Here is a 23,297-nt window from a genome sequence, read left to right as displayed (position 1 = left end):
CACCACTGCGTGCTGGGAGAATCGGGGCGTGAAGATTCCTGCGGAGCTCCTGCCCGGGGACGGACGCTTCGGGTCCGGCCCGTCCAAGGTGCGCACCGAGGCGCTCGACGCGCTGGCAGCCACCCGCGACTCGTTGATGGGCACGTCGCACCGGCAGGCGCCCGTACGCCATCTCGTCGGCAGCCTCCGCGAGGGTCTGGCCGACCTGTTCACCCTGCCCGACGGATACGAGGTCGTGCTCGGGGTCGGCGGCTCGCACGCATTCTTCGACGCCGCGATGTTCGGGCTGATCCGCGAGCGCAGCCAGCACCTGGTGCACGGGGAGTTCACCCGCAAGTTCGCGACCGCCGTGCAGCGTGCACCGTTCCTCGCCGATCCGCACATCCTCGAGAGCGACTTCACGACCCACCCCGTGCCGGTCGCCGAGCCGGGCGTCGACGCGTACGCCTGGGCGCACAACGAGACGTCGACGGGTGTCATGGTGCCGATCGAACGGGTCGCGGGTGCGGACGAGGGCGCGCTCATGCTGATCGACGCGACCTCCGGAGCCGGCGGTCTGCCGCTCGACGTGTCGCAGAGCGACGTCTACTACTTCGCGCCGCAGAAGACGTTCGCCTCCGACGGCGGGCTGTGGGTCGCCCTGATGTCGCCGGCGGCGATCGCCCGCGCCGAGGAGATCAAGGCCGGAGGCCGGCACATCCCGGGATTCCTCGACCTGCCGAGCGCGGTCGACAACTCGCGCAAGAACCAGACCTACAACACGCCCGCGCTGGCGACGTTGTTCCTCATCGACGACCAGGTGCGCTGGATGCTCGCGCACGGCGGGCTCGACTGGGCGGTCAAGCGTACGAGCGACTCGTCGGCGCGGCTCTACGAGTGGGCCGAGGCCTCGACGTACGCCACACCGTTCGTCACCGACCCTGCCGACCGTTCGCTCGTAGTCGGGACGATCGACCTCGAGGGCGTCGACGCGGACGCGGTCACCGCAGCACTGCGCGAGAACGGCATCGTCGACGTCGCGGGCTATCGCGGCCTGGGCCGCAACCAGCTGCGCATCGCGATGTTCCCGGCGATCGAGCCCGACGACATCTCCCAGCTCACGAAGAGCATCGACTACGTCGTCGAGCACCTCTAGCTAGATGACCTCGGCGCCCTTGCGGTGCAGCTCGCGGTGCTCCTCGTAGATCTCCGCGTTGTGGTGCAGCGTGGCGACCTCGTCGTCGGTCAGCTCCCGGCGCACCTTGCCCGGCACGCCGGCCACCAGTGAGCGGGGCGGGATCTCGACACCCTCGGAGATCAGGGCGCCGGCGGCGATCAGAGACTCCTCGCCGATGACCGCACCGTTCATGATGATCGCGCCCATGCCGACGAGCACGTGATCGCCGATCGTGGCGCCGTGGACCACCGCTCCATGCCCGACGGAGACCCCCTCGCCGAGGAGCACGGGCTTGCCCTTGTCGACGTGGAACGCGCAGTTGTCCTGCACGTTCGATCGCCTGCCGATCGTGATCGGCTCGTTGTCGGCACGCAGGACCGCGCCGTACCAGATGCTGGCGCCGTCCTCGATCACGACGGACCCGGCGAGGGTCGCATTGGGTGCGACCCACGCCGTGTCCGCCACGCGTGGGGCCTTGTCTCCGAGTGCGATGAGCATGTGCCCAACGTACCTACGGCGTTCAGCCGACCCAGCTGGTGATCGGGTCGATCGCGAAGTAGATCACGAACAGCACCCCGATCAGCCACATCAGGGGGTGGATCTCGGCGATCTTGCCCTTGACGAGCTTGATCACGACGTACGCGATAAAGCCCGCGCCGATGCCGGCGGTGATCGAGTAGGTGAACGGCATCAGCACGATCGTGAGGAATGCCGGGATGGCGATCTCCGAGTCGTCCCAGGCGATGTCCTTGACCTGGCTCATCATGAGGAAGCCGACGAGCACGAGGGCGGGCACCGCCGCCTCGTTGGGGATGTGCTCGACGAGCGGCACCGCGAGCGTCGACAGCAGGAACAGCACGCCGGTGACGACCGACGCGAGTCCCGTACGCGCACCGTCACCCACACCGGAGGCCGACTCGATGTAGGACGTGTTGCTCGAGACGCCTGCTGCGCCACCCGCGGCAGCGGCGATCGAGTCGACGATCAGGATCTTCTGCGCGCCGACCGGCGTGCCGTCCTCGTCGTTCAGTCCGCCCTCGGCGCCGATCGCGGTCATCGTGCCCATCGTGTCGAAGAAGTCGGCCAGCAGGAGCGTGAAGACGAGCAGCGCCGCGGTCACGACACCCGCGCGCTCGAAGCCGTTGAACAGGTTGAAGTCGCCCAGCAGCGAGAAGTCCGGCTTGGCGAAGACCTTGTCGGGCCATTCCGGGACGTTCAGGTTCCAGCCCTTGGAGGTGGCCTTGCCGCCGCTGGCCGGCAGGTCGGCGATCGCCTGCACGATGACCGCGAGGATCGTGGTGGCGACGATGCCGATCAGGATCGCGCCGGGCACGCCGCGTGCGTGCAGGGCGATCATCAGCAGCAGTCCGACGATGAAGACCAGCACGGGCCAGCCCTCGAGGTGGCCGCCGATGCCGAGCTGGATCGGAGGTGCGCCGATGCCGGTCGTCCGCACGAAGCCGGCGTCGACCAGGCCGATGAGCGTGATGAACAGGCCGATGCCCACGGCGATGGCGGTCTTGAGCTGACGTGGCACGGCGTCGAACACCGCTTTTCGGAACCCGGTCAGCACCAGCAGCAGGATGATCAGGCCCTCGAGGACCACCAGCCCCATGGCGTCGGCCCACGTCATCTGCGACGCGACCGAGAACGCGACGAACGCGTTGAGGCCGAGCCCCGTGGCGAGCGCCAGCGGGAAGTTGGCGACGACACCCATGAGGATCGTCAGCACGCCCGCGACGAGCGCCGTCACCGCAGCGATGGTGGCGAAGCCGGAGCCGGGCGTGGAGCCACCGCCCAGGAACTTGCCGTCCTCGTCAGCGACGCCGGCCAGGATGATCGGGTTGAGCACGACGATGTAGGCCATCGTCAGGAACGTGACGACGCCACCGCGCACCTCCTTGCCGATCGAGGACCCGCGCTGACTGATCTTGAAGTACTGCTCGAGCGTGCTGGTCATGGCACTCCTGGTCGAGGTGGACACGTCGGTCGCAAGGAGCATGCCAGACCCGTTCGCGCGGCGGGAAGGCTACGTCCGGTTGGTGGTTGCTGACGCGATGGCGGCGAGGAGCGCGACCCCGCCGATCGCCCACAGCCAGACGCTGCCGGCGAACCCGTTGCCCGCGTCATCAGCCGGCTTCTCGGTTGCTGCCTTGGTCGGCGTGGGCGTCGTGGTCGGCTTGTCGTCCGGCGTCTTCGGCAGGGTCAGCGGAATGCGGATCAGCGCCGAGTCAGCGCCTTCGCTGCCGATCAGGAACGACTTCTGGCTCGGCTCGATCGCGATCGACTCGCCCTGCGGCTGCGGGGGCGTCTCCGCCGAGCGGATCGACTTCCAGGTCCTCGCGTCGTACAGGTGGACGTTGCTGTAGGTCCGCAGCAGGGCATAGCGGCCGTTGGCCGACATCACGCCGTCCGTCACGACTGCCGGCATCTCGTGGCCCGTGTCCTTGGCCATGTTGGGCCGGTCCGCGACGAGCTTGCTGGGCAGCGCGAGCAGCTCACCGGCGAACAGTCCCTTGGTGACGACGCCCTTCGCGCCCGTGCGGGGGTTGATCAGCAACGTCTCCACGTCGGCGGGACCGTCGGGGTACGTCAACGGGTAGCGCGTCGCGGCGACCGAGTGGTCGCCCGGACCCGGCTCCGGCAGGGCGTACAGCGCGATGTCCGTGCGTCGCTCCTGGTTGTCGCCGGTGTCTGCGACCCACAGCACCCCGTCGCCGTCGATCGCGATGGCCTCGGTGTCGATCGGCGTGTTCTCGGTGATCGTGGTCGTCCCCACGACCGCGCCGGTGGAGATCTTGACGGCGAACACGATCGGCGCATTGCCCGAGTCGTTGATCGTGTAGGCCAGGTCGTCGTGCTTGACGCTGATCGCCAGCCCGCTCGACTCGGTGATCCTGGCGTCGGTCATCCGGCTGACGATGTCGGGACCCGCCTCGGCGCCGTCGGCCCGGCGAGCCAGCGAGCTCACGAGCACGACGACCAGCAAGGCGATGAGGAGGCCCGGTATCAGCAGGCGACGATGGCGCGGATTCATTGCAGGATCAGCATGACAGCACCCGAATCGTCAGGAGCCCGCGGCGGTAGGGTGAGCACGTGAGCGAGCGCCAGCGAGTGAACCATCAAGGCATCACAGCACGGTCTGCGTACCGTGCCCTTTCCACGCGGGCCGAGCTGTGAGCAACGACGACGAGTGGGTCATCCGTCAGGGCGACGGACCCGAGACGATCGAGCGCAAGATGGGGCATCGTGAGATCGCCCGGCTCGAGCGCGCCGCCCGTCGTCACGAGTTCGGCCGGCCCGAGCTGACCGAGCTCGAGATCGGCAGCAAGACCCACCGCGTCGCCGAGGTCGAGCCCATGGACGTCGACGGTGTCCGCACCATGACGGTCGGCACGATCGTCTGGGGCGTCATCGCGGTCGCCCTGCTGCCGTTCATCGGCACGCTCGACGAGAACGGCCGCACGTGGTGGCTGTGGACCGCACTCGCCGGTTTCGGGCTGGGCCTCATCGGCATCGAGTACTGTCGCCGGCGCCGCAACGCCCTGCGCATGCAGCCCGGCCGTCGCCGCCGCCTCGACTGAGAACACACCGGCCCCTAGCGAGGCCGGTAGTTCGAGCGGCTGCCGCTAGTAGTGCTCGACCTCGTCGACGCCGACGGTGTCGAACACCGGCGGGGGCAGCGCCTGGGCGCTGGCCGAACGGCTCAGACGAGCACCCGAGTGCGCACCACAGCCGTGATCGAACGAGACGACCTTGCCGTCGTCGTTGGCCATGCCGTTGGCGCAGACACCGAAGCGGTCGGACAACGGACCGGCGAGGCTCACCATGAAGCCGCACGAATGGCACACGCCCGAGGCCTGCTGGGCGATCGCGGCGTCGGGGCCCTGCTCGCCCTCCTGCCAGCGGTCGGCGGCCAGCTCGCGGCCCTCAAAGGACAGCACCCACTCGCGGCCGAGGCCGACCTCGCGGGCGAAGAAGCGGTCCGGCGTCTGCTCGTCGCCGTCACCAGCAGTCCACGACGGGACCAGGCGGATGTCGTCCTCGTCGGGCGGCAGCACGTCACCCGGGCTGAGGTCGCCGGGGCGGATGCGCTCCTTGTAGGGCGTCCAGGGCGGAGCGATGATCGCGTCGTCGCCGGGCAGCAGGACCACGTCGTTGACCGTGACCCGGTCGCTGTCGGGTGCGCGGGACACGCTGACCGACCAGTACCAACCCGCGTAGCCGGGCTTGGTGCACGCGAACTGGTGCGAGACGAGACGCTCGCCGTCCTCGACGGCGCGCACGTGATCGCCGACGGTTCCGGCGTCTGCGGCCTCGTCGACGGCCACACGGGCGACGTCGACTGCGGCGGCGAGCTGCTCATCGATCGGCATTCCCCCATTGTCGCCCATGTCCGGACGGCCGTGGCTCGCGGGGTGAGGCAGGATAGACGACGTGGACGGGTACGGAGACGAGGACGACCGCGAGCTGGATCCGACGCGCGTCGAGCCGCCCGAGCAGTCACGCCTGAGCCGCTCCGCGCAGATCGCCGGCCGGGTGTCGTCCGGCACCGCGCGGCTCGTGGCCAAGGGCAGCACGTCGGCCTTCACCGCATCGCGGCGGTTCACCCACTCCGGGGGCGCCGGCGAGAGCGGCCTGTCTCGGCTCCTCGAGCTGCACGCCTTCAACACCGCCGGCGACGCGGCGTTCGCGATCTCGCTGGCCGGGACGCTGTTCTTCACCGTGCCGACCGGAGAGGCCACCGGCCAGGTCACGCTGTTCCTCGTCCTGACGATGCTGCCCTTCGCCGTCGTCGCGCCGCTCATCGGGCCGTTCCTCGACCGCTTCCGCCGTGGCCGCCGCTGGGCCATCGGTGCGACCCTCGCCATTCGCGCGTTCTGCTGCTGGGTCCTGGCCGGGGCGATCTCGTCCGACAACCCTCCCCCGTCGTTCTACTTCGCGGCGCTCGGCTGTCTCGTGGCCTCCAAGGCGTACGGCGTGACCCGCGCCTCTGCCGTGCCCCGCCTGCTGCCCGCGGAGTTCACGCTGGTGAAGGCCAACTCACGGATCTCCCTGACCGGCACCGGAGCCGCTGCGATCTCGGCCCCCTTGGCCGGCGGCGCTGCGGCCATCGGCGCCGAGTGGGCCGTCCGCTACGCCGCGCTGCTGTTCGTCGTCGGCACGATCCTCGCGATCCTGCTGCCCGCCCGGGTCGACTCGAGCGAGGGCGAGGAGCAGGTCGACCTCTCCAAGATCGCGACCGGTGCGGCCAAGAAGGGCATCAGCATCTCCCGCGACGTCGTCAACGCCCTGCGCAGCAACTCGGGCCTGCGGCTGCTCTCGGGCTTCCTCACGATCTTCATGGCGTTCACGCTGCGTGACCCTCCGGACTCGATGGGCTGGCACGGCAACGCGACCGTGCTGCTCGGCCTGGTGATCGGCGGCGCCGGCGCCGGCAACACGATCGGCACGCTGATCGCGTCGCTGACCAAGTCCCGACGGCCCGAACGCGTCGTCATCGCGGTGCTCGTGCTCGACGTCGCGGTCGTCGTCACGGTCGCGGTGTTCTTCACGTGGTGGACCGCCGTCGTCCTCGGCCTGACGGTCGGGCTGTGCCAGTCGCTCGGCAAGCTGAGCCTCGACGCGCTGATCCAACGCGACGTGGCCGAGCGGGTCCGCACGAGCATGTTCGCGCGTTCCGAGACGCTCCTTCAGCTGTCGTGGGTCATCGGTGGCCTGATCGGGATCGGCCTGTTCACGCTCGACGCGACGCCGCGCATCGGCCTGCTGGTCACGGCCGTCATCCTCGTCGCGTGGCTGGCCTTCGTGCTCAACCGCGCCAAGGGCACGTCAGGCGAGGACGGCCGCCAGACCGAACAGCACGGGTATCGAGAGCAGCGTGGTGACCGCGACACTGTCCCGGGCCAGTAGCTCCGATCGCTGGAACCTCGACGCGTAGACGAACACGTTCTGGGCTGTCGGCAGCGCCGCCATGACCGTCAGACCGAACACCTCGTGCGACTCGAGGCCGAACGCGAAGCGCGCCAGGACGTACGCCACGGCGGGCATCCAGACCAGCTTGAGCAGCGCGATGACCGCGATCTCCCGGCGGTGGGCCGTGCCGATGGCGCCGCCGAACCGCAGCGAGACGCCGTACGCCAGGAGCGCTCCGGGCACCGCCATCCCGCCGAGCAGCTTGATCGGCTCACCGACGATGTCGGGGAGGTGGATCCCCAGCACCGAGATCAGCACCCCGCACACGGCCGCGACCGAAACCGGATTGCGCACGCCCGACAGGGCCAGGGCGCCGAGGGTCGGCCGGCGGCCGGTCGCCTCGAGGTCGAGCATCGAGAGCGCCAGAGGCGCGTAGACGATCAGCTGCAGCACCATGACCGGCACCGCGAACGCCGCGTCGCCGAGGACGTACACAGCGATGGGCAGGCCGAGGTATCCGCCATTGGCGTACGACGCGGACAGCGCACCGATCACGATGTGCGACATCGAGCGGCCACGGCGGCGGGCGACCGGCACGTAGACGACGAGCACCGCGAGCACGCTGAGTCCGGCGATCGCGAAGCCGACGCCCAGCACATCCGACACGTCGGTGCGCGCCAGCAGGTCGACCAGCAGCGACGGCGTCGCCACGAAGTAGACCAGCCGCGACAGCACCCGCTGGGAGTCGCGGTCGAGCACCCCGGCGTGGGCCAGGCCGAGCCCCAGAGCGATCAGGATCCCGATGACCCCGAAGCCCTGGATGACGCCTGTCAGAGCTCGAGCTCGCTCGCGACGGCGCGGAGCACCTGGGCCGCCGACTTGGCCTTCTTGCCATCGGGGTGGCGACCGTGGCGGTAGCCCTCACCGATCGTGTCGAGCAGGCGGATGAGGTCCTCGACGATGACGGCCATCGTCTCGGGGTCCTTGCGGCGCGCGTGCGACTGCGCTCGCGAGACCGAGGTGACGGGGTCGAGGACGCGCACCTGGAGGGCCTGGTCGCCGCGGCTGCCCTGCACGATGCCGAACTCGACGCGGGTGCCGGCCTTGAGCGTCGTGACGCCGTCGGGAAGCGCGTCGGAGCGTACGTGGACGTCCGGGCCGTCCTCCTGCGTCAGGAAGCCGAATCCCTTGTCCGCGTCGTACCACTTCACTTTGCCCGTGGGCATGGCGCTGTCCTCTGGTCGTCGATGGCTTGCTACTGCCTCCAGCCTAGTCGGACGGCTTCGCCTCCGTGGGCGGCGGTGGTTTCGGGGTGCGGTCCTCGAACGTGACCTCGACGGACTGGAAGCCCTTGTGCCGCTGCGACTTGGCGTAGGCGGCGTACGCCTTCTGGTCGGCCTTGGTCAGGATCACGTTGTCGGTGAACGGGGTCAGCAGCGCACGCGGGTAGAGGTGTCGGCGCAGGACGACGTTGACCTCCAGTCCCAGCACGACGATGATCGCCGCGATGAAGATGAACGCGATCAGGCCGAGGACCACCGCGAACGTGCCGTTCATGTCGTTGCCCTCGGCCTTCCTGATGACCTCGCGCACGTACGTGTTGCCGACCCATTGCAGCCCTTGCCAAAGGAGCGACGTGACGACCGCACCGGGGAAGACCGAACGCCAACCGGCACGGCCGTGGCTGATCAGCCGGAACACGCTCACGAAGATCACCAGCGTCAGGACGAATCCGACCAACCGGATCACCGAGCGAAGCGTCGACTCGAGCTCCGCGCCCACGAGATCGGGATTGGCCAGGACCGAGGTGGCGATCGCCAGCGCGAGGATCCCGGCCCCGCTGATCGCCAGGAACAGGATGCTCCGCAGGCGCAGGATGATCGGGTTGGCCCGGCTGTTGCGGGGCACCGACCAGGCGATGTTGGCCGCGTTCTGGACCGCCTGTCCGAGGCCCATGGCGCCATAGAGCGCGACGACCGAGCCGATGACGATCGTCGTCGTGCTGCCCTTGATCCCTTTGGGCTCGCCGAGCTGGGTGCCGATGATCGGGAACTGGCTGAGCGCGGAGTTGAGCAGCTCGTCGCGGAGGTCCGCATTGTTCTGCAGGACGAATCCGAGGATCGACGAGCCGAGCAGCAGCAGCGGGAAGATCGCGATGAACGCGTAGTAGGCGATGATCGCCGCCAGGTAGGGCCCTTGGTCGTCGAAGTACTTGTAGACCACAGCGATCGGGAAGCTGATCACGGGGTGCTTGCGCTGGAAGGCGTCGACCGGGCCGATGTGCGGGGTCATGGCAGGTACGGTTCCAGCGCCGCGGCGACCGCGGTGAAGCGTGCCTCGTCGAGGACGGCACCCTCACGGCGTACGGCCGCCGGGTCGACCGTGAGGAAGCGGTTGAGCCGCACCTCGCTGGGCCGGCCTGCGGGATCCCACGGGCCGCTGCCGAGGTCGAACCAGAACCGGCCCTCGGCGGCCTCCTGGGCCAGATCGCGGTCGTGGTCCTTCGACGTCATCGGGATGGCGACGAGGGTCTCCCCCTGTCGAGCGACGATCAGGACCGGCCGGTCCTTGCCCTGCGTCGGATCGTCCTCGTACGGCACCCACGTCCACACGACCTCACCCGGGTCTGGCCGCCCGTCCGGGTGCGGGTCGTACGCGATGTCCACGCGGTCAGCCTGCCACAGCCGCCGCGACGGGGCGTGCTGATCGTCGCCTGCCGACTACTCGAACTCCGGCAGCTCGCGCTTCATGACCTTGCCGGTGGGGTTGCGCGGCAGCTCGTCGAGGAACATCGTGCGGCGCGGCACCGCGAACCGGGCGACGTGCTCCTTGGCGTACGCCACGAGGTCCTGCTCGGTGAGCGACGCACCGTCCTTGACCACGACGTATGCCGCGAGTGCCTGGCCGAACGCCGGGTCCTCGACGCCGGTGACCACGACGTCGGAGATGTCGGGGTGCTCGATGAGCGCGTCCTCGAGCTCACGCGGGAAGACGTTCTCACCGCCGGAGATGATCATGTCGTCGTCGCGGCCCGACACGAACAGCCGGCCGTTCTCGTCGAAGAAGCCGAGGTCGCCGGTGTTCATGAGCCCATCGGCGAACGCCTTGGTGTTGCCATCGGTGTAGCCGCCGAAGGGCATGTCGTTGCCGACGTGGATGACACCGGTCTCGCCCTGGGGGACCTCGCGACCGTCCGCGTCGAGGATCTTGACGAACGTACGGAACGGCGGCCTGCCGGCGGTGCCGGGCGCCTCCCGCAGGTCCTTGGGGCTCGCGATCGTGACCCAGCCGGTCTCGGTCGCGCCGTAGAAGTTGTAGACCGAGTCGGTGAACAGGTCCATGAACCGGTTCGCGAGGTCGCCGGCCAGGGCCGAGCCGCTGCTGGCGGTGACCTCGAGCGACGAGACGTCGGTCTTCTCGACCATGACCGGGTCGGCGTCGACGAGGCGCTGCATCATGAGCGGCACGACCACCAGGACCTTGGCCTTGTGCTGGTCGATGTCGCGCAGCACCTGCTCTGCGGAGAACCGGCGCCGCAGGACGTACGTGGGCGCGGTCGACAGGCCGAAGCCGAAGTTGATCAGGCCCCACGAGTGGAACAGTGGCGCCGCGAGCACGACCGTGGAGTTGCCGCGATAGGGAATCGCGCCGAAGAACGCGATGAGCGGCTTGAGGTCCGCGGGCTCCTCGCGCTTGGCGCCCTTGGGCAGCCCTGTGGTGCCGGACGTGAAGATGATGATCTGGCCGTGCCGCGCGGGCTTGGGGTGCGCCTTGGTCGGCTGGCCGGTCAGCAGGCCGGCGACGGTCGGGTAGCGGTCCGGCGCGTCGTCGTCGGCCCAGCACAGGATGATCGAGTCGTCCTCGACATCGGCGCCGACCTCGAGGAACTCCTGGTCGAGGATCACGAGCTTGGCGCCCTCGCGCTTGGCCAGCTCGCCGAGCTGTGAACGGCTCGCCATCGTGTTGAGCAGCAGCACCCGGCCACCGGCCTGCATCACGGCGATCAGCGCGATGATCATGTAGCGGTGGTTGCGCGACAGCACCGCAACGGAGTCACCCGCCTCGATGCCGCGGTCCTTGAGTGCCTGCGTGAACTGGTTGATCTGCTCGGCGAGCTCGGTCCAGGTGATCTCGCCGGCGTCGTCGATGATCGCGAGCTGGTTGGGGAAGCGCTTGGCCGCGGCGTTGACGCCCGACGGCAGCCCCGGTCCCCACTTGACGAGCTGCAATCCGGCGCCGATCAGGCGGTGAGGCAGGACCGGCTTCAACATCCCGATCTGACGGAAGACCTTCAGCGTGTAGCCCAGCTCGCTCATGCAACTCCCTTGGGTGCGTTCGCCATGACGCTACTGCGCCGGCCAGAACCTCGAAAGTGTAACAACGAGTTACGGTTTCAGGGCGTGACGTACGTCGCCAGCTCAGCGGTCTCGGCCTCCGTGAAGATCCGCGAGCGGATGATGAACCGGTTACCGGTCGGGCCCTCGATCGAGAACCCTGCGCCCCGGCCGGGCACGACGTCGATCGTGATGTGGGTGTGCGACCAATAGGCGAACTGCTCGCGCGAGATCCACACCGGCGCCGGCTCCGGTCCGCCGTAGTCGAGCTCACCGAGGTGGACGTCCTGCGGCCCGGTCAGGAACGTGCCCTGGGTGAAACACATGGGTGCCGACCCGTCGCAGCACCCGCCGGACTGGTGGAACATCAGCGGCATGGCGTGAGACGCCCGGAGGCTGCGGAGCAGGGCCGCAGCCTCCGGGGTGATCGCGACGCGTTCCACCGTCACGACGGGTCTCCCATCCCGTGGACCATCAGAAGAAGCCGAGCTTGTTCTGGTCGTACGACACCAGCAGGTTCTTGGTCTGCTGGTAGTGGTCGAGCATCATCTTGTGGTTCTCGCGGCCGATGCCGGACGACTTGTAGCCGCCGAACGCCGCGTGCGCCGGGTACTGGTGGTAGCAGTTGGTCCACACCCGACCAGCCTGGATGTCGCGACCGGCGCGGTATGCCGTGTTGCTGTCGCGCGACCAGACGCCCGCACCGAGGCCGTACAACGTGTCGTTGGCGATCTCGATGGCGTCGGCGTAGTCGTCGAAGCCGGTGACCGCCACGACCGGTCCGAAGATCTCCTCCTGGAAGATCCGCATCTTGTTGTGACCCTGGAAGATCGTCGGCGCCACGTAGTAGCCGCCCGACAGGTCGCCGCCGAGATCGACGCGCTCGCCGCCCGTGATGATCCGGGCGCCCTCCTGCACGCCGATCTCGAAGTAGGACAGGATCTTCTCGAGCTGGTCGTTGCTGGCCTGCGCGCCGATCATCGTGTCGGTGTCGAGCGGGTTGCCCTGGACGATCTGCTTGACCCGGTCGGTCGCCGCCGGCAGGAACTGCTCGAGGATCGAGTTCTGGATCAGCCCGCGGCTCGGGCAGGTGCAGACCTCGCCCTGGTTGAGGGCGAACATCGCGAATCCCTCGAGCGCCTTGTCGTAGAACGCGTCGTCCTTGCTGGCCACGTCCTCGAAGAAGATGTTGGGGCTCTTGCCGCCGAGCTCGAGCGTCGCCGGGATGAGGTTCTGGCTGGCGTACTGGGCGATCAGGCGGCCGGTCGTGGTCTCGCCGGTGAAGGCGATCTTGCGGATGCGGCTGCTCGAGGCGAGCGGCGCACCGGCTTCGACGCCGAAGCCGTTGACGACGTTGATGACGCCGGCCGGGAGCAGATCGGCGATGAGCTCCATCAGGAGCATGATCGACGCCGGTGTCTGCTCAGCGGGCTTGAGCACGACGGCGTTGCCGGCCGCCAGCGCCGGGGCGAGCTTCCAGACCGCCATGAGCAGCGGGAAGTTCCACGGGATGATCTGCCCGACGACGCCGAGCGGCTCGTGGAAGTGGTACGCCACGGTGTCGTTGTCGAGCTGCGAGAGCGCGCCCTCCTGGGCACGGATCGCACCGGCGAAGTAGCGGAAGTGGTCCACCACCAGCGGCAGGTCGGCGGCCATGCACTCGCGCACGGGCTTGCCGTTGTCCCACGTCTCGCCGACGGCGAGCATCTCCAGGTTCTGCTCGATGCGGTCGGCGATCTTGTTGAGGATGTTGGCCCGCTCGGCGACCGACGTCTTGCCCCACGCCGGCGCCGCGGCATGGGCGGCATCCAGTGCCAGCTCGATGTCCTCTGCAGTGCCACGGGCGACCTCGCAGAACACCTTGCCGTTGACCGGCGACGGGTTCTCGAAGTACTCGCCCTTGACCGGAGCGACGTACTCGCCACCGATCCAGTTGTCGTAGCGGGGCTTGTAGGTGACGACGCTTCCTTCGGCTCCGGGCTGCGCGTAGACGGTCATGGTGCTCCTTCAGGTCGGGGTTGCTGTGACCGTAGTCACGCGACCGTTGCCCGAACGTTGCAGCGAGAGCCCGGTCAGCCCAACTCGGCGTCGAGCTTCGCGACCTGAGCGGCGACCTGCGCGTGGCGGGGCGACGTGGGCGGCAGGATCTGGAGGACGCGCTCCCAGATCTCGAAGTCGTCGCGGCCATGGGCCGTGTCGGCGAACGACAGCAGCGCGTCGGCATCCCCCGCGCTCAGCAGGCACGAGCGTACGAGCATGTGGATCTCGTCGCGCAGCTGCTCGATGGCCGGCGCGGTCGATGCGGGCAGCACCGGCCCGCGATAGTGGGCCACGGCGCTCCGCACCCGCCCGGCGGCGAGGTCCTCGCGCACCCGGTCGATGTCGGTGCCGATCTCGTTGCCGAGCCGGTAGGGCCTGGAGGCCAGCTCGATCGGTCCCAGCACCGCCCGCAACCGCGACAGCTCGGCGCGGATCGTGACCTGCGCCTGCTCGTCGTCGCTCAGCGCGACCGACAGCTCAGCAGTCGTCATGCCGTCGCGGGACTCGGCGAGCAGCACCATGATCTCGCTGTGGCGCAGGCTCAGCCGGGTCGTCGTGGTGCCGTGGCGCAGGGTCGCGCCGCGGCTGCCGAGCACCTCGAGCGCCGGGATCGACCAGCCACTGCTCGCCGTGGTAGTCGGGGCCGGGCTGAGCCGCTCGATCCGCAGCTCGGCCTCGACCGCCGCGACGGTCGCGCGTACGAGGGTCAGGCTCTGTGCGGTGGCGACGTCGGGACCACCCGTCAGGTCGAGGACGCCGAGGATCGCTCCGGTGTCGGGGTCGTGGATCGGCGCCGCTGAGCAGCTCCACGGAGTGACCTGCCGGGCCAGGTGCTCGGCGCCGAAGATCTGGACGGGTCGGTCGAGCGCGAGCGCGGTGCCCGGTGCGTTGGTGCCCACGCTGGCCTCGCTCCAGTCGGCGCCGGGCAGGAAGTGCATGTCCTCGGCACGCGTGCGCAGCGAGGAGTCGCCCTCGACCCACAGCAGCTGTCCTGCGGCGTCACTCACCGCGACGAGCAGGCCGGCCTCGGCGGCGCTCTCGACGAGGAGCCGGCGGATGACCGGCATCCCGGTCGCCAGCGGGTGCGAGTCACGGATGTCGGCGAGGGCCACGTCGTCGAGCCGGATGGCCGCGAGCGCCTGCTCAGGGTCGAGCCCGCCCTCGACGCTGCGCCGCCACGAGTCGAACACCAGCTGGCGCAGGCCGGAGTCGACCTGGCCCGTGCTCACGAACTGGTCGTGCGCCTCCTCGAGATGCCGCGACAGCGCCGCCGGATCGGCACCCGGCGGCATCGCGAGATCGTGGCGGGCCATGCCCGGAGTGTACGACCCCGTGTGACGTCAGTCACTGGAATCATGCGTCGCGACGGATGAACAGCGCGTAGGAGCCGGCGAGCAGCGCGCCGACGAAGACGCCCATGACGATGCCGCCGCCGACCGCCCCGAACGGGACGAACCCCAGGAACGACAACAGGTCGTCCAGCGACGCCCTCGTGTAGAGCTTGCCGCCGGCGTCGTACGGGAGGTACTTGAGGATGTTCATGATGCCGCCGTCGGAGCTCGGCTCGTCAGAGGCGCTCTTGATCACGATGACGATCGCGCGGATGATCTGCTCGACGATCGACGGCACCAGCATCAGCAGGGCGACCGCGGCGGTCTGGTTGCGGGTCAGCGCACTGTAGGCCAGACCGGACAGCGAGAACAGCGCCGTGAAGATCAGTGTGCCCGCCGTCATGTTGACCAGGGCCCTGGTGCTGGGGAAGTCGAGACCGAAGGCGACGATGCTCAGCAGGGCGATGACGATGCAGAGCAGCGCGGCGACGGCCGAGATCACCACGGTCGAGATGACCTTGGCAGCGAACACATGCGTACGACTGGGGATCGCGGTGAGGGTCGCGCGGATCATCCCGTGGCGGTACTCGTGACCCGTCGAGAACACCCCGAGCAGACCGATGATGTAGGCGATGAACAGCGGCGCGAAGCCGCTCGACGCGCCGATCGTCGCGATGATGTCGAACGCATCGTTGCCGCGGCCGAACGAGTCGGACTGGGCGATCACGGCCGCCAGGACGATCGACATGATGAGCTGGAACGTCATCGCGATGCCGATGAGCCAGTAGGTCGAGCGGAGCGTGCGGAGTCGTACGTACTCGTAGCGGAGGGCGTCGATCATGCGAGGTCTCCTGTCGACCCACGGAACTCCTCGGACAGCCCGGTCGCCTCCAGGAAGGCCTCCTCCAAGGTGGCGTCACGCGTTGCGAGCTGATGAAGGCGCGCGCCGACGGAGTGTGCCGCCTCGCCGATCTGCTCGGCGGTGGCCCCGCTGACGACGAGGCTGTCACCGTCGCGGACGATCGTCGCGCCCAGTGCCTCGATCGCCGGCGCGAGCGTCGCCCCGTCCGGCGTACGCACCTCGACCGTGCCGAGGCCGCTGTGCGAGATGAAGTCGGAGACCGCCCCGTTGGCCAGCATCTTGCCGCGACCGATCACGACGAGCTCGTCGGCCAGCACCGCCATCTCCTGCAGCAGGTGGCTCGACACGAACACCGAACGGCCCTCGCCGGCGAGGTGCTTGAGCAGGGAGCGCAGCCACTGGATGCCCTGCGGGTCGAGCCCGTTGCTCGGCTCGTCGAGGATCAACGTGTCGGGGTCGCCGAGCAGTGCCGCGGCGATGCCCAGGCGTTGGCCCATGCCGAGGCTGAACTTCTTGGGCTTGCCCTTGGCGACGGTCGCCAGGCCGACCATCTCCATGACCTGGTCGACGCGTGAGTCGGCGATACGGTTGGCGGCGGCGAGCATGCGCAAGTGGTTGCGGGCGTGGCGCGTCGGGTGGAACGGCTTGGCCTCGAGCAGCGCGCCGACGTGCCGCATCGGGTGGTCGAGCTCGGCGAACGTCCGGCCGTCGTACGTCGTGGCGCCGTCGCCCCGGTCGAGCCCCAGCATGAGCCGCATCGTCGTCGACTTGCCGGAGCCGTTGGGGCCGAGGAACCCGGTGACGCTGCCGGGGTGCACCTCGAACGACAGGTCGTTGACGGCGCGCGTGGACCCGTAGGTCTTGCCGAGCCCCACCGCCTTGATCAGTGCCATGCGCACCACCCTGTCACGCGGGACCGAGCCGGCGACGGCATACCGTGCAGGTATGAGTGAGTCCTTTCGGCCGATCGAGGACGGGGTCGCGACCGATCTGCGCGGCGAGATGACGTACGCGAGCTATCTCCGGCTGCCGACGCTGTTGTCCGCACAGCACCCCGTGTCGGACCACCACGACGAGATGCTGTTCATCATCCAGCACCAGGTCACCGAGCTGTGGCTCAAGCAGCTGACCCACGAGCTGAGGTCCGCGATCGCCCTGATCGCCGCCGACGACCTGCCGCCCGCGCTCAAGCGCCTCGCGCGGGTCAAGGCGATCCAGCGGCAGATGTTCGAGCAGTGGGCCGTGCTGGAGACGCTGACCCCGATCGAGTACGCCCAGTTCCGCGACTCGCTCGGCAAGGCGTCAGGCTTCCAGTCGCCGCAGTACCGCACCGTCGAGTTCCTGCTCGGCAACAAGAACCCGCAGATGATCAAGGTCTTCGAGCACGATGACGCGCTGCGGTCGGCGCTGCAGGCCGACCTCGAGGCGCCGAGCCTGTACGACGAGTTCCTGCGATTCCTCGCCCGCCAGGGGCATGCGGTGCCCGCAACCGTGCTGGAGCGCGACGTCACGCAGCCGTACGTCGCCGATCCCGGCGTGATCGAGGTGCTGCGCCGTATCTACGCCGACCCCGACGCGTACTGGGCGGCGTACGAGATGTGCGAAGAGCTCGTCGACGTCGAGGGCAGCTTCCAGCTGTGGCGGTTCCGGCACCTCAAGACGGTCGAGCGCATCATCGGGTTCAAGCGCGGCACCGGCGGCTCGTCCGGCGTGACGTTCCTGCAGAAGGCCCTCGAGCTCCAGTTCTTTCCTGAGCTCCTGGACGTACGCACGCACATCGGCGCCCCGTAGGCGGGCGGGCAGCAAAAAGAGGGGCGAACCGCCCCTCTACCACCAATCTATAGCGGACCAGGGGGCTTGCCGCAAGACCCCCATGGTGCTCCAGAATGGCCGGCCGGAGCCACACCGACCGACATGGGAGCCACCATCTTGCGTGAAAGCGCCTTCAACCTGACCGACCACCCCACCAAGGCAGATCCAGCACTGATCGCCGCCGATGAGCGGCACTTCGCGGCGATCCAGGACACCCTCGAGCAGTCGATCGCCGAGCTGTCCGAACGACTCGATACCGAGCGCAAGGCGCCCGGCGGCATCGGACAGGAGGCGCTCGACCGCGACATGGAGGTGCACCGGCTCACCGCCCGGCTGCGCACCCTGCGCCGGTTCGGGCTCGACCTGTGCCTCGGCCGCATCGTCGATGCCGGCGGCGAGTCCGCGTACGTCGGCAGGCTCGGCCTCACCGACAGCGGCGGCCGGCGCCTGCTGCTCGACTGGCGCTCCCCCGCCGCCGAGCCGTTCTTCGGCGCGACCCACGCGAACCCCATGGGGCTGGTGAGCCGGCGCAGGTTCCGCTGGACGCGGGGCCTGATCACGGACTACTGGGACGAGGTGTTCACGCGGGACGGTCTCGAGGGACACGCTGCCCTCGACGACCAGTCCGCGTTCATCGCCAGCCTGGCCGGCAGGAGGTCACCTCGAATGCGCGATGTGCTCGGGACGATCCAGGCCGACCAGGACGCCATCATCCGAGCCGGATCCCGCGGCACCCTCGTCGTCGACGGCGGGCCCGGCACCGGCAAGACCGTCGTCGCGCTGCACCGCGCGGCATACCTGCTCTATGCCGACCCTCGTCTGGGACACCGCCGCGGCGACGTGCTGTTCGTCGGCCCGCATCAGCCGTACCTCAGCTATGTCGCCGACGTCCTGCCGAGCCTCGGCGAGGAGGGCGTGCAGACGTGCACCCTGCGCGACCTCGTGCCGGACGGCGTCGGGGCGCGCCCTGAATCCGATCCCGAGGTGGCTCGCCTGAAGTCGACCGCCGACATGGTGCGCGCCATCGAGCCGGCGGTCCGGCTCTACGAGGAACCGCCCACCAAGCCGATGACGGTCGAGACCGACTGGTCCGAGATCTGGCTCAGCACCGCCGACTGGGCCGAGGCGTTCGGGGCGGCCGAGCCGGGCACGCCCCACAACGAGGCGCGCGACCAGGTCTGGGAGGAGCTGCTGACGATCCTCATGGACAAGCACGACGACGACGGCGACGTCTCGCCGGAGCTGCTGCGCAGATCGCTGACCCAGAACGAGGAGCTGGTCGACGCGTTCGGCCGGGCGTGGCCGCTGATCGACGCAGCAGACCTGGTCGGCGACCTCTGGTCGGTGCCGGCCTACCTGCGCATGTGCGCCCCATGGCTCAGCGCCGACGAGGTCAGGCTGCTGCAGCGGTCCGATGCCCAGGCGTGGACCGACTCCGACCTGCCGCTGCTGGACGCCGCGCGGCAACGCCTGGGCGACGTCGAGGCATCTCGCCGCAAGCGCCGACGGGCGGCAGCGGTCGCGGCCGAGCGTGAGCAGATGGGCCGGGTCATCGACGACCTGATCGCCTCGTCGGCCGATGGCGACGAGTACGGCGAAGGGCTCGTCACGATGCTGCGCCACGAGGACCTGAAGGAGACCTTGGTCGACACCTCGGCGCTGCCGACTCCGGAGCCGGACGAGCTCACCGGCCCGTTCGCGCACATCGTCGTCGACGAGGCCCAGGAGCTGACCGACGCGGAGTGGCAGATGCTCCTGTTGCGCTGCCCGTCACGGAGCTTCACGGTCGTCGGCGACCGCGCGCAGGCGCGGCGCGGGTTCGCCGAGACCTGGCCCGAACGACTCCAGCGGGCCGGGCTCGACCAGGTCACGGTGCAGGCGCAGAGCATCAACTACCGCACGCCGGAGGAGGTCATGACCGAGGCCGAGCCGGTCATCCGGGCGGCCCTGCCCGACGCCAATGTGCCGACGTCGATCCGTCGCAGCGGCATCCCGGTGGCGAATGGTGCCGTCGGCGAGCTCGACGAGATCCTCGACGCCTGGCTCGCGGAGCATGCCGAGGGCATCGCGTGCATCATCAGCACCGCCGCCATCGCGGAGCGGCCACGGGTCCGGTCGCTCCGGCCTGAGCTGTCGAAGGGACTCGAGTTCGACCTGGTGGTCCTGATCGATCCCGAGACGTTCGGCGACGGCGTCGAGGGCGCTGTCGATCGCTATGTCGCGATGACGCGCGCGACCCAGCAGCTCGTGGTCCTCACAAGCTGACGTCAGGGTGCGTGCTCGTGGTGCACCCGACCGCCCGAGGCGGACAGCGGAAGCCCCGAGCCGCCCCAACGCTGCGCGATGATCTCAGCCATGACCGAGACCGCCGTCTCCTCGGGCGTACGCCCACCGAGGTCCAGGCCGATCGGGCTCGACAGCCGGGCGAGGTGGTCGTCGCCGAGGCCGGCCTCGCGGAGCCTCGCGAGCCGGTCGAGGTGCGTACGGCGCGAGCCCATTGCGCCGATGAAGGCTGGGCGCTGGGCGCCGTCCAGGCGCAGCGCGACGTCGAGGACCGGGACGTCGAACTTCGGGTCGTGGGTCAGGACGCAGATCACCGTGCGTCGGTCGAGCAGACCGTCGTCGACCTGCTGCTCGAGATAGTCGTGCGGCCACGCCACCACGACCTCGTCGGCGGCGGGGAACCTCGACGGTGTCGCGAAGACTCCCCGCGCATCGCAGACCGTCACCCGATAGCCGAGGAACGCCCCCTGCTGCGCCACGGCGGCGGCGAAGTCGATCGCACCGAAGACGATCATCCGGGGCCGAGGCTGGAAGCTCGAGACGAAGACCCGCATACCGGTCTCCATGCGTTCGCCCGCCGGACCGTACGCCAGGGTCCCGGTGGTCCCGGCGTCGAGCAGCCCACGTACGTCATCCGTCACGGCGTCGTCCGCCCGCGGATGGCCGAGCGTGCCGTCGACCGATCCGGGGCGTACGACGATGCGCCGGCCGATCCAGTCCTGGTCGGGGTGCTCGACGACCGTCGCGATCGCGACCGGGTCGCCGGCCCGGACGTCGCCCGCGAGTCGGTCAAGACCCGTGAAGAGGTCCGGACCGATCGGCTCGACGAAGACGTCGATCGTGCCGCCGCAGGTCAGTCCAACCGTGAACGCCTGCTCGTCGCTGATGCCGAACCGTTGGAGAGCGGCCGCCCGGTCGGCGAGGACGGTCTGCGCCAGCTCGTAGACGGCGCCCTCGACACAACCACCGGAGACCGAACCGTGCACCGTGCCGTCGGCGAGCACCAGCATGGAGGCGCCGGGTGGTCGCGGCGCGGAGTGCTCGGTGTGCACCACCGTCGCCAGCGCTGCGGTCTCACCCCGGCGCCACGCGGCGAGCAAGGGCGACATGACCTCACGCACGGTGCCGGCCCACGTCGCTCGTCATCGGCCCAGCATAGGTCCGGGCCGGTCGACGTCGACCCCCGTGGCCAGGTCGCGGCAGTCGACGGCGAGCACGTCGTGCTGGTCCAGGTACGCCCGAGCGCCTTGGTCGCCCACCACCGACGCGATCACCCCGGCCCAGTGGTCGCGACCGAGCAGGACCGGGTGCCCCGGCCCGTGGCCGTAGTCGGCCCGGGCCAGCACGTCGACCGCGGCGTGGCGGGCCAGCCGGCGTACGACATCGGGGCCGACGTCCGGCAGGTCGACCAGATGGACCAAGGCCGCATCGTGCGCCTCGAGGGCGCGGAGACCGGCGCCCAGCGAGACACCCATGCCGTCGGCCCAGTCGGGCGGCTCGACGATCGTGACGTCCTCCCCTGCGAGGCACGCACGCACGGTCTCGGCCTCGGCGCCGATCACCACCACGACCGCGCCGCATCCACCGTCGCGCAGGGTGCGGACCGCCGACACGACCCACGGCGTGCCGTCGGGGCCCTCGACCAGCGCCTTGGGCCGACCCATGCGCGTACCGGCGCCGGCCGCCAGCAGCACCCCGGCGACGTCGGTCATGCCACCAGTGTGCCGGGACATGACGAAGGCCCCCACCGCGATCCGGTGAGGGCCGTTCGTCTTGGACTCCTGGTGAGTGAACTCCCCAGCCCGGGAAGCACCCGGCGCTGGCTCACCAAGAAACGCGACCTCGCTCAATCACCTCGCGAGGTGACCTTGCGTTGCTGCGTGACTAGAACCCCATGCCGCCCATGTCACCCATGTCCGGGGCGCCTCCGCCGGCCGGAGCGGGCTCCGGCTTGTCGGCGACGACGGCCTCGGTGGTGAGGAACAGTGCCGCGATCGAGGCTGCGTTCTGCAGCGCCGAGCGCGTGACCTTGGCCGGATCGATGATGCCCGCGGCGATCAGGTCGACGTACTCGCCGGTCGCGGCGTTGAGGCCCCAGCCCGACTCGAGTCCGGCAACCTTCTCAGCGACGACGCCACCTTCGAGGCCGGCGTTGATCGCGATCTGCTTGAGCGGGGCGGACGCCGCGGTGCGAACGATGTTCGCGCCGGTGGCCTCGTCACCCGTGAGCTCGAGCTTCTCGAAGACCGCAGCAGTCGCCTGCACGAGCGCGACGCCACCACCGGCGACGATGCCCTCTTCGACGGCCGCCTTGGCGTTGCGGACGGCGTCCTCGATGCGGTGCTTGCGCTCCTTGAGCTCGACCTCGGTCGCCGCACCCACCTTGATGACGGCCACGCCGCCGGCGAGCTTGGCGAGGCGCTCCTGGAGCTTCTCGCGGTCGTAGTCCGAGTCGCTGTTCTCGATCTCGGCCTTGATCTGGTTGACGCGGCCCTGGATCTGCTCGTCGGAGCCACCGCCCTCGACGATCGTGGTCTCGTCCTTGGTCGTGACGACCTTGCGGGCCGTGCCGAGCAGCGTCAGGTCGGCGGTCTCGAGGCTGAGGCCGACTTCCTCGCTGATGACCTCGCCACCCGTCAGGATCGCGATGTCGGCCAGCATGGCCTTGCGGCGGTCACCGAAGCCGGGCGCCTTGATGGCGACGGACTTGAACGTGCCGCGCATCTTGTTGACGACCAGCGTCGCGAGAGCCTCGCCCTCGACGTCCTCGGCGATGATGACCAGCGGCTTGCCGGCCTGCATGACCTTCTCGAGGACGGGGACCATGTCCTTCACGGAGCTGATCTTGGAGTTGACGATGAGGATGTAGGGATCCTCGAGCACGGTCTCCTGGCGCTCGGCGTCGGTGACGAAGTAGCCCGACAGGTGACCCTTGTCGAACCGCATGCCCTCGGTGAGCTCCAGGTCGAGGCCGAACGTGTTCGACTCCTCGACCGTGATGACGCCTTCCTTGCCGACCTTGTCCATGGCCTCGGCGATGATCTCGCCGACCGTGGTGTCAGCAGCGGAGATCGAGGCGGTCGAAGCGATCTGCTCCTTGGTCTCGACGTCCTTGGCCATGCCCAGCAGCTGCGAGCTGATGGCCTCGACGGCGGCCTCGATGCCCTTCTTGAGGCCCATCGGGTTGGCGCCGGCCGCGACGTTGCGCAGGCCTTCGCGGACGAGGGCCTGGGCGAGGACCGTGGCGGTCGTGGTGCCGTCACCAGCGACGTCGTCGGTCTTCTTGGCGACCTCCTTGACGAGCTCGGCGCCGATCTTCTCGTAGGGATCCTCGAGCTCGATCTCCTTGGCGATGCTCACACCGTCATTGGTGATCGTGGGGGCTCCCCACTTCTTCTCCAGGACGACGTTGCGACCCTTGGGGCCGAGCGTGACCTTGACGGCGTCGGCGAGCTGGTTCATCCCGCGCTCGAGGCCGCGCCGCGCTTCCTCGTTGAAAGCAATGGTTTTTGCCATGTGTACGTTTCTCCGACTTGGTTGTCGACGTGGATGACCAGGCGATG

At 69.2% G+C, this 23,297-nt stretch carries 22 protein-coding genes; 5 read left to right on the top strand and 17 right to left on the bottom strand.

Going from position 1 to position 23,297, the window contains the following annotated elements; translation table 11 throughout:
- Positions 1-28: 28 nt before the first annotated feature.
- Positions 29-1,135, top strand: coding sequence for a phosphoserine transaminase (gene serC / locus ESP70_RS19570; RefSeq protein WP_149691000.1), 1,107 nt, complete (start codon positions 29-31; stop codon positions 1,133-1,135).
- On the opposite strand, the gene ESP70_RS19565 is transcribed toward serC, so the two are convergent.
- From ESP70_RS19565 to ESP70_RS19555, 3 genes are all read right to left on the bottom strand, one after another.
- Positions 1,136-1,654, bottom strand: a complete 519-nt coding sequence (locus ESP70_RS19565) for a gamma carbonic anhydrase family protein (protein WP_149690999.1) — start codon at positions 1,652-1,654, stop codon at positions 1,136-1,138. It abuts the gene before it with no gap.
- 22 nt (positions 1,655-1,676) lie between these two features.
- Positions 1,677-3,116, bottom strand: coding sequence for an NCS2 family permease (locus ESP70_RS19560; RefSeq protein WP_149690998.1), 1,440 nt, complete (start codon positions 3,114-3,116; stop codon positions 1,677-1,679).
- A 69-nt stretch (positions 3,117-3,185) separates the two neighbouring features.
- A complete protein-coding gene (locus ESP70_RS19555) occupies positions 3,186-4,193 on the bottom strand; it encodes an esterase-like activity of phytase family protein (protein WP_149690997.1) in 1,008 nt (335 codons plus the stop codon).
- Between the two features lie 139 nt (positions 4,194-4,332).
- Here ESP70_RS19555 and ESP70_RS19550 point away from each other — a divergent pair, with 139 nt between their 5' ends.
- Positions 4,333-4,740: a DUF2530 domain-containing protein gene (locus ESP70_RS19550; RefSeq protein ID WP_246162102.1), complete on the top strand. Its 408-nt coding sequence runs from the start codon at positions 4,333-4,335 to the stop codon at positions 4,738-4,740.
- A 45-nt stretch (positions 4,741-4,785) separates the two neighbouring features.
- Here the strand turns inward: ESP70_RS19550 and ESP70_RS19545 are convergent, their stop codons facing one another.
- Positions 4,786-5,532 carry a DUF3027 domain-containing protein gene (locus ESP70_RS19545; RefSeq protein ID WP_149690996.1) on the bottom strand — a complete coding sequence of 249 codons (747 nt, stop codon included), beginning with the start codon at positions 5,530-5,532 and terminating at the stop codon, positions 4,786-4,788.
- A gap of 61 nt (positions 5,533-5,593) precedes the next feature.
- Here ESP70_RS19545 and ESP70_RS19540 point away from each other — a divergent pair, with 61 nt between their 5' ends.
- Positions 5,594-7,069, top strand: a complete 1,476-nt coding sequence (locus ESP70_RS19540) for an MFS transporter (protein WP_246162101.1) — start codon at positions 5,594-5,596, stop codon at positions 7,067-7,069.
- Here ESP70_RS19540 and ESP70_RS19535 read toward each other — a convergent pair.
- From ESP70_RS19535 to ESP70_RS19490, 10 genes are all read right to left on the bottom strand, one after another.
- Complete coding sequence (locus ESP70_RS19535; protein ID WP_149690994.1) at positions 6,989-7,831, bottom strand: AEC family transporter; 843 nt, start codon at positions 7,829-7,831, stop codon at positions 6,989-6,991. The genes ESP70_RS19540 and ESP70_RS19535 overlap by 81 nt on opposite strands.
- A gap of 71 nt (positions 7,832-7,902) precedes the next feature.
- Positions 7,903-8,298 (bottom strand): cold-shock protein, encoded by a 396-nt coding sequence (locus tag ESP70_RS19530; RefSeq protein WP_056402941.1) that lies wholly within the window; start codon positions 8,296-8,298, stop codon positions 7,903-7,905.
- A 43-nt stretch (positions 8,299-8,341) separates the two neighbouring features.
- Positions 8,342-9,364, bottom strand: a complete 1,023-nt coding sequence (locus ESP70_RS19525) for a YihY/virulence factor BrkB family protein (protein WP_149690993.1) — start codon at positions 9,362-9,364, stop codon at positions 8,342-8,344.
- Positions 9,361-9,738 (bottom strand): type II toxin-antitoxin system PemK/MazF family toxin, encoded by a 378-nt coding sequence (locus ESP70_RS19520; protein ID WP_246162100.1) that lies wholly within the window; start codon positions 9,736-9,738, stop codon positions 9,361-9,363. The genes ESP70_RS19525 and ESP70_RS19520 overlap by 4 nt, the downstream gene beginning before the upstream one ends.
- A 54-nt stretch (positions 9,739-9,792) precedes the next feature.
- On the bottom strand, positions 9,793-11,388 hold the full coding sequence (locus tag ESP70_RS19515) for an AMP-binding protein (RefSeq protein WP_149690991.1): 1,596 nt from the start codon (positions 11,386-11,388) through the stop codon (positions 9,793-9,795).
- A gap of 77 nt (positions 11,389-11,465) precedes the next feature.
- Positions 11,466-11,855, bottom strand: a complete 390-nt coding sequence (locus tag ESP70_RS19510) for a DUF779 domain-containing protein (RefSeq protein WP_056211930.1) — start codon at positions 11,853-11,855, stop codon at positions 11,466-11,468.
- A 25-nt stretch (positions 11,856-11,880) separates the two neighbouring features.
- Positions 11,881-13,404: an acetaldehyde dehydrogenase ExaC gene (gene exaC, locus ESP70_RS19505; RefSeq protein ID WP_149690990.1), complete on the bottom strand. Its 1,524-nt coding sequence runs from the start codon at positions 13,402-13,404 to the stop codon at positions 11,881-11,883.
- Positions 13,405-13,478: 74 nt separating this feature from the next.
- Positions 13,479-14,759: a GAF domain-containing protein gene (locus ESP70_RS19500; RefSeq protein WP_149690989.1), complete on the bottom strand. Its 1,281-nt coding sequence runs from the start codon at positions 14,757-14,759 to the stop codon at positions 13,479-13,481.
- 40 nt (positions 14,760-14,799) lie between these two features.
- On the bottom strand, positions 14,800-15,618 hold the full coding sequence (locus ESP70_RS19495; RefSeq protein WP_149690988.1) for an ABC transporter permease: 819 nt from the start codon (positions 15,616-15,618) through the stop codon (positions 14,800-14,802).
- Positions 15,615-16,532 carry an ATP-binding cassette domain-containing protein gene (locus ESP70_RS19490; protein ID WP_223148807.1) on the bottom strand — a complete coding sequence of 306 codons (918 nt, stop codon included), beginning with the start codon at positions 16,530-16,532 and terminating at the stop codon, positions 15,615-15,617. Before ESP70_RS19490 ends, ESP70_RS19495 begins: the two co-directional genes overlap by 4 nt.
- A gap of 52 nt (positions 16,533-16,584) precedes the next feature.
- On the opposite strand from ESP70_RS19490, the gene kynA reads away from it, so the two are divergent.
- Together kynA and helR are read left to right on the top strand one after the other, a co-directional pair.
- Positions 16,585-17,430, top strand: coding sequence for a tryptophan 2,3-dioxygenase (kynA, locus tag ESP70_RS19485; RefSeq protein ID WP_149690987.1), 846 nt, complete (start codon positions 16,585-16,587; stop codon positions 17,428-17,430).
- 123 nt (positions 17,431-17,553) lie between these two features.
- Positions 17,554-19,716 (top strand): RNA polymerase recycling motor ATPase HelR, encoded by a 2,163-nt coding sequence (helR, locus tag ESP70_RS19480; protein ID WP_149690986.1) that lies wholly within the window; start codon positions 17,554-17,556, stop codon positions 19,714-19,716.
- Between the two features lie 2 nt (positions 19,717-19,718).
- On the opposite strand, the gene ESP70_RS19475 is transcribed toward helR, so the two are convergent.
- From ESP70_RS19475 to groL, 3 genes are all read right to left on the bottom strand, one after another.
- On the bottom strand, positions 19,719-20,855 hold the full coding sequence (locus tag ESP70_RS19475) for an XdhC family protein (RefSeq protein WP_188110718.1): 1,137 nt from the start codon (positions 20,853-20,855) through the stop codon (positions 19,719-19,721).
- 21 nt (positions 20,856-20,876) lie between these two features.
- Positions 20,877-21,446 carry a nucleotidyltransferase family protein gene (locus ESP70_RS19470; RefSeq protein ID WP_149690985.1) on the bottom strand — a complete coding sequence of 190 codons (570 nt, stop codon included), beginning with the start codon at positions 21,444-21,446 and terminating at the stop codon, positions 20,877-20,879.
- Between the two features lie 172 nt (positions 21,447-21,618).
- Positions 21,619-23,250, bottom strand: a complete 1,632-nt coding sequence (gene groL / locus ESP70_RS19465) for a chaperonin GroEL (RefSeq protein ID WP_056211920.1) — start codon at positions 23,248-23,250, stop codon at positions 21,619-21,621.
- Positions 23,251-23,297 lie beyond the last annotated feature (47 nt).

The organism is Aeromicrobium ginsengisoli, from assembly GCF_004134905.2.
GTDB lineage: Bacteria > Actinomycetota > Actinomycetes > Propionibacteriales > Nocardioidaceae > Aeromicrobium > Aeromicrobium ginsengisoli.
The sequence above is the reverse complement of the archived record's forward strand: the minus strand, read 5'-3'. Positions and strand labels throughout refer to the sequence as shown.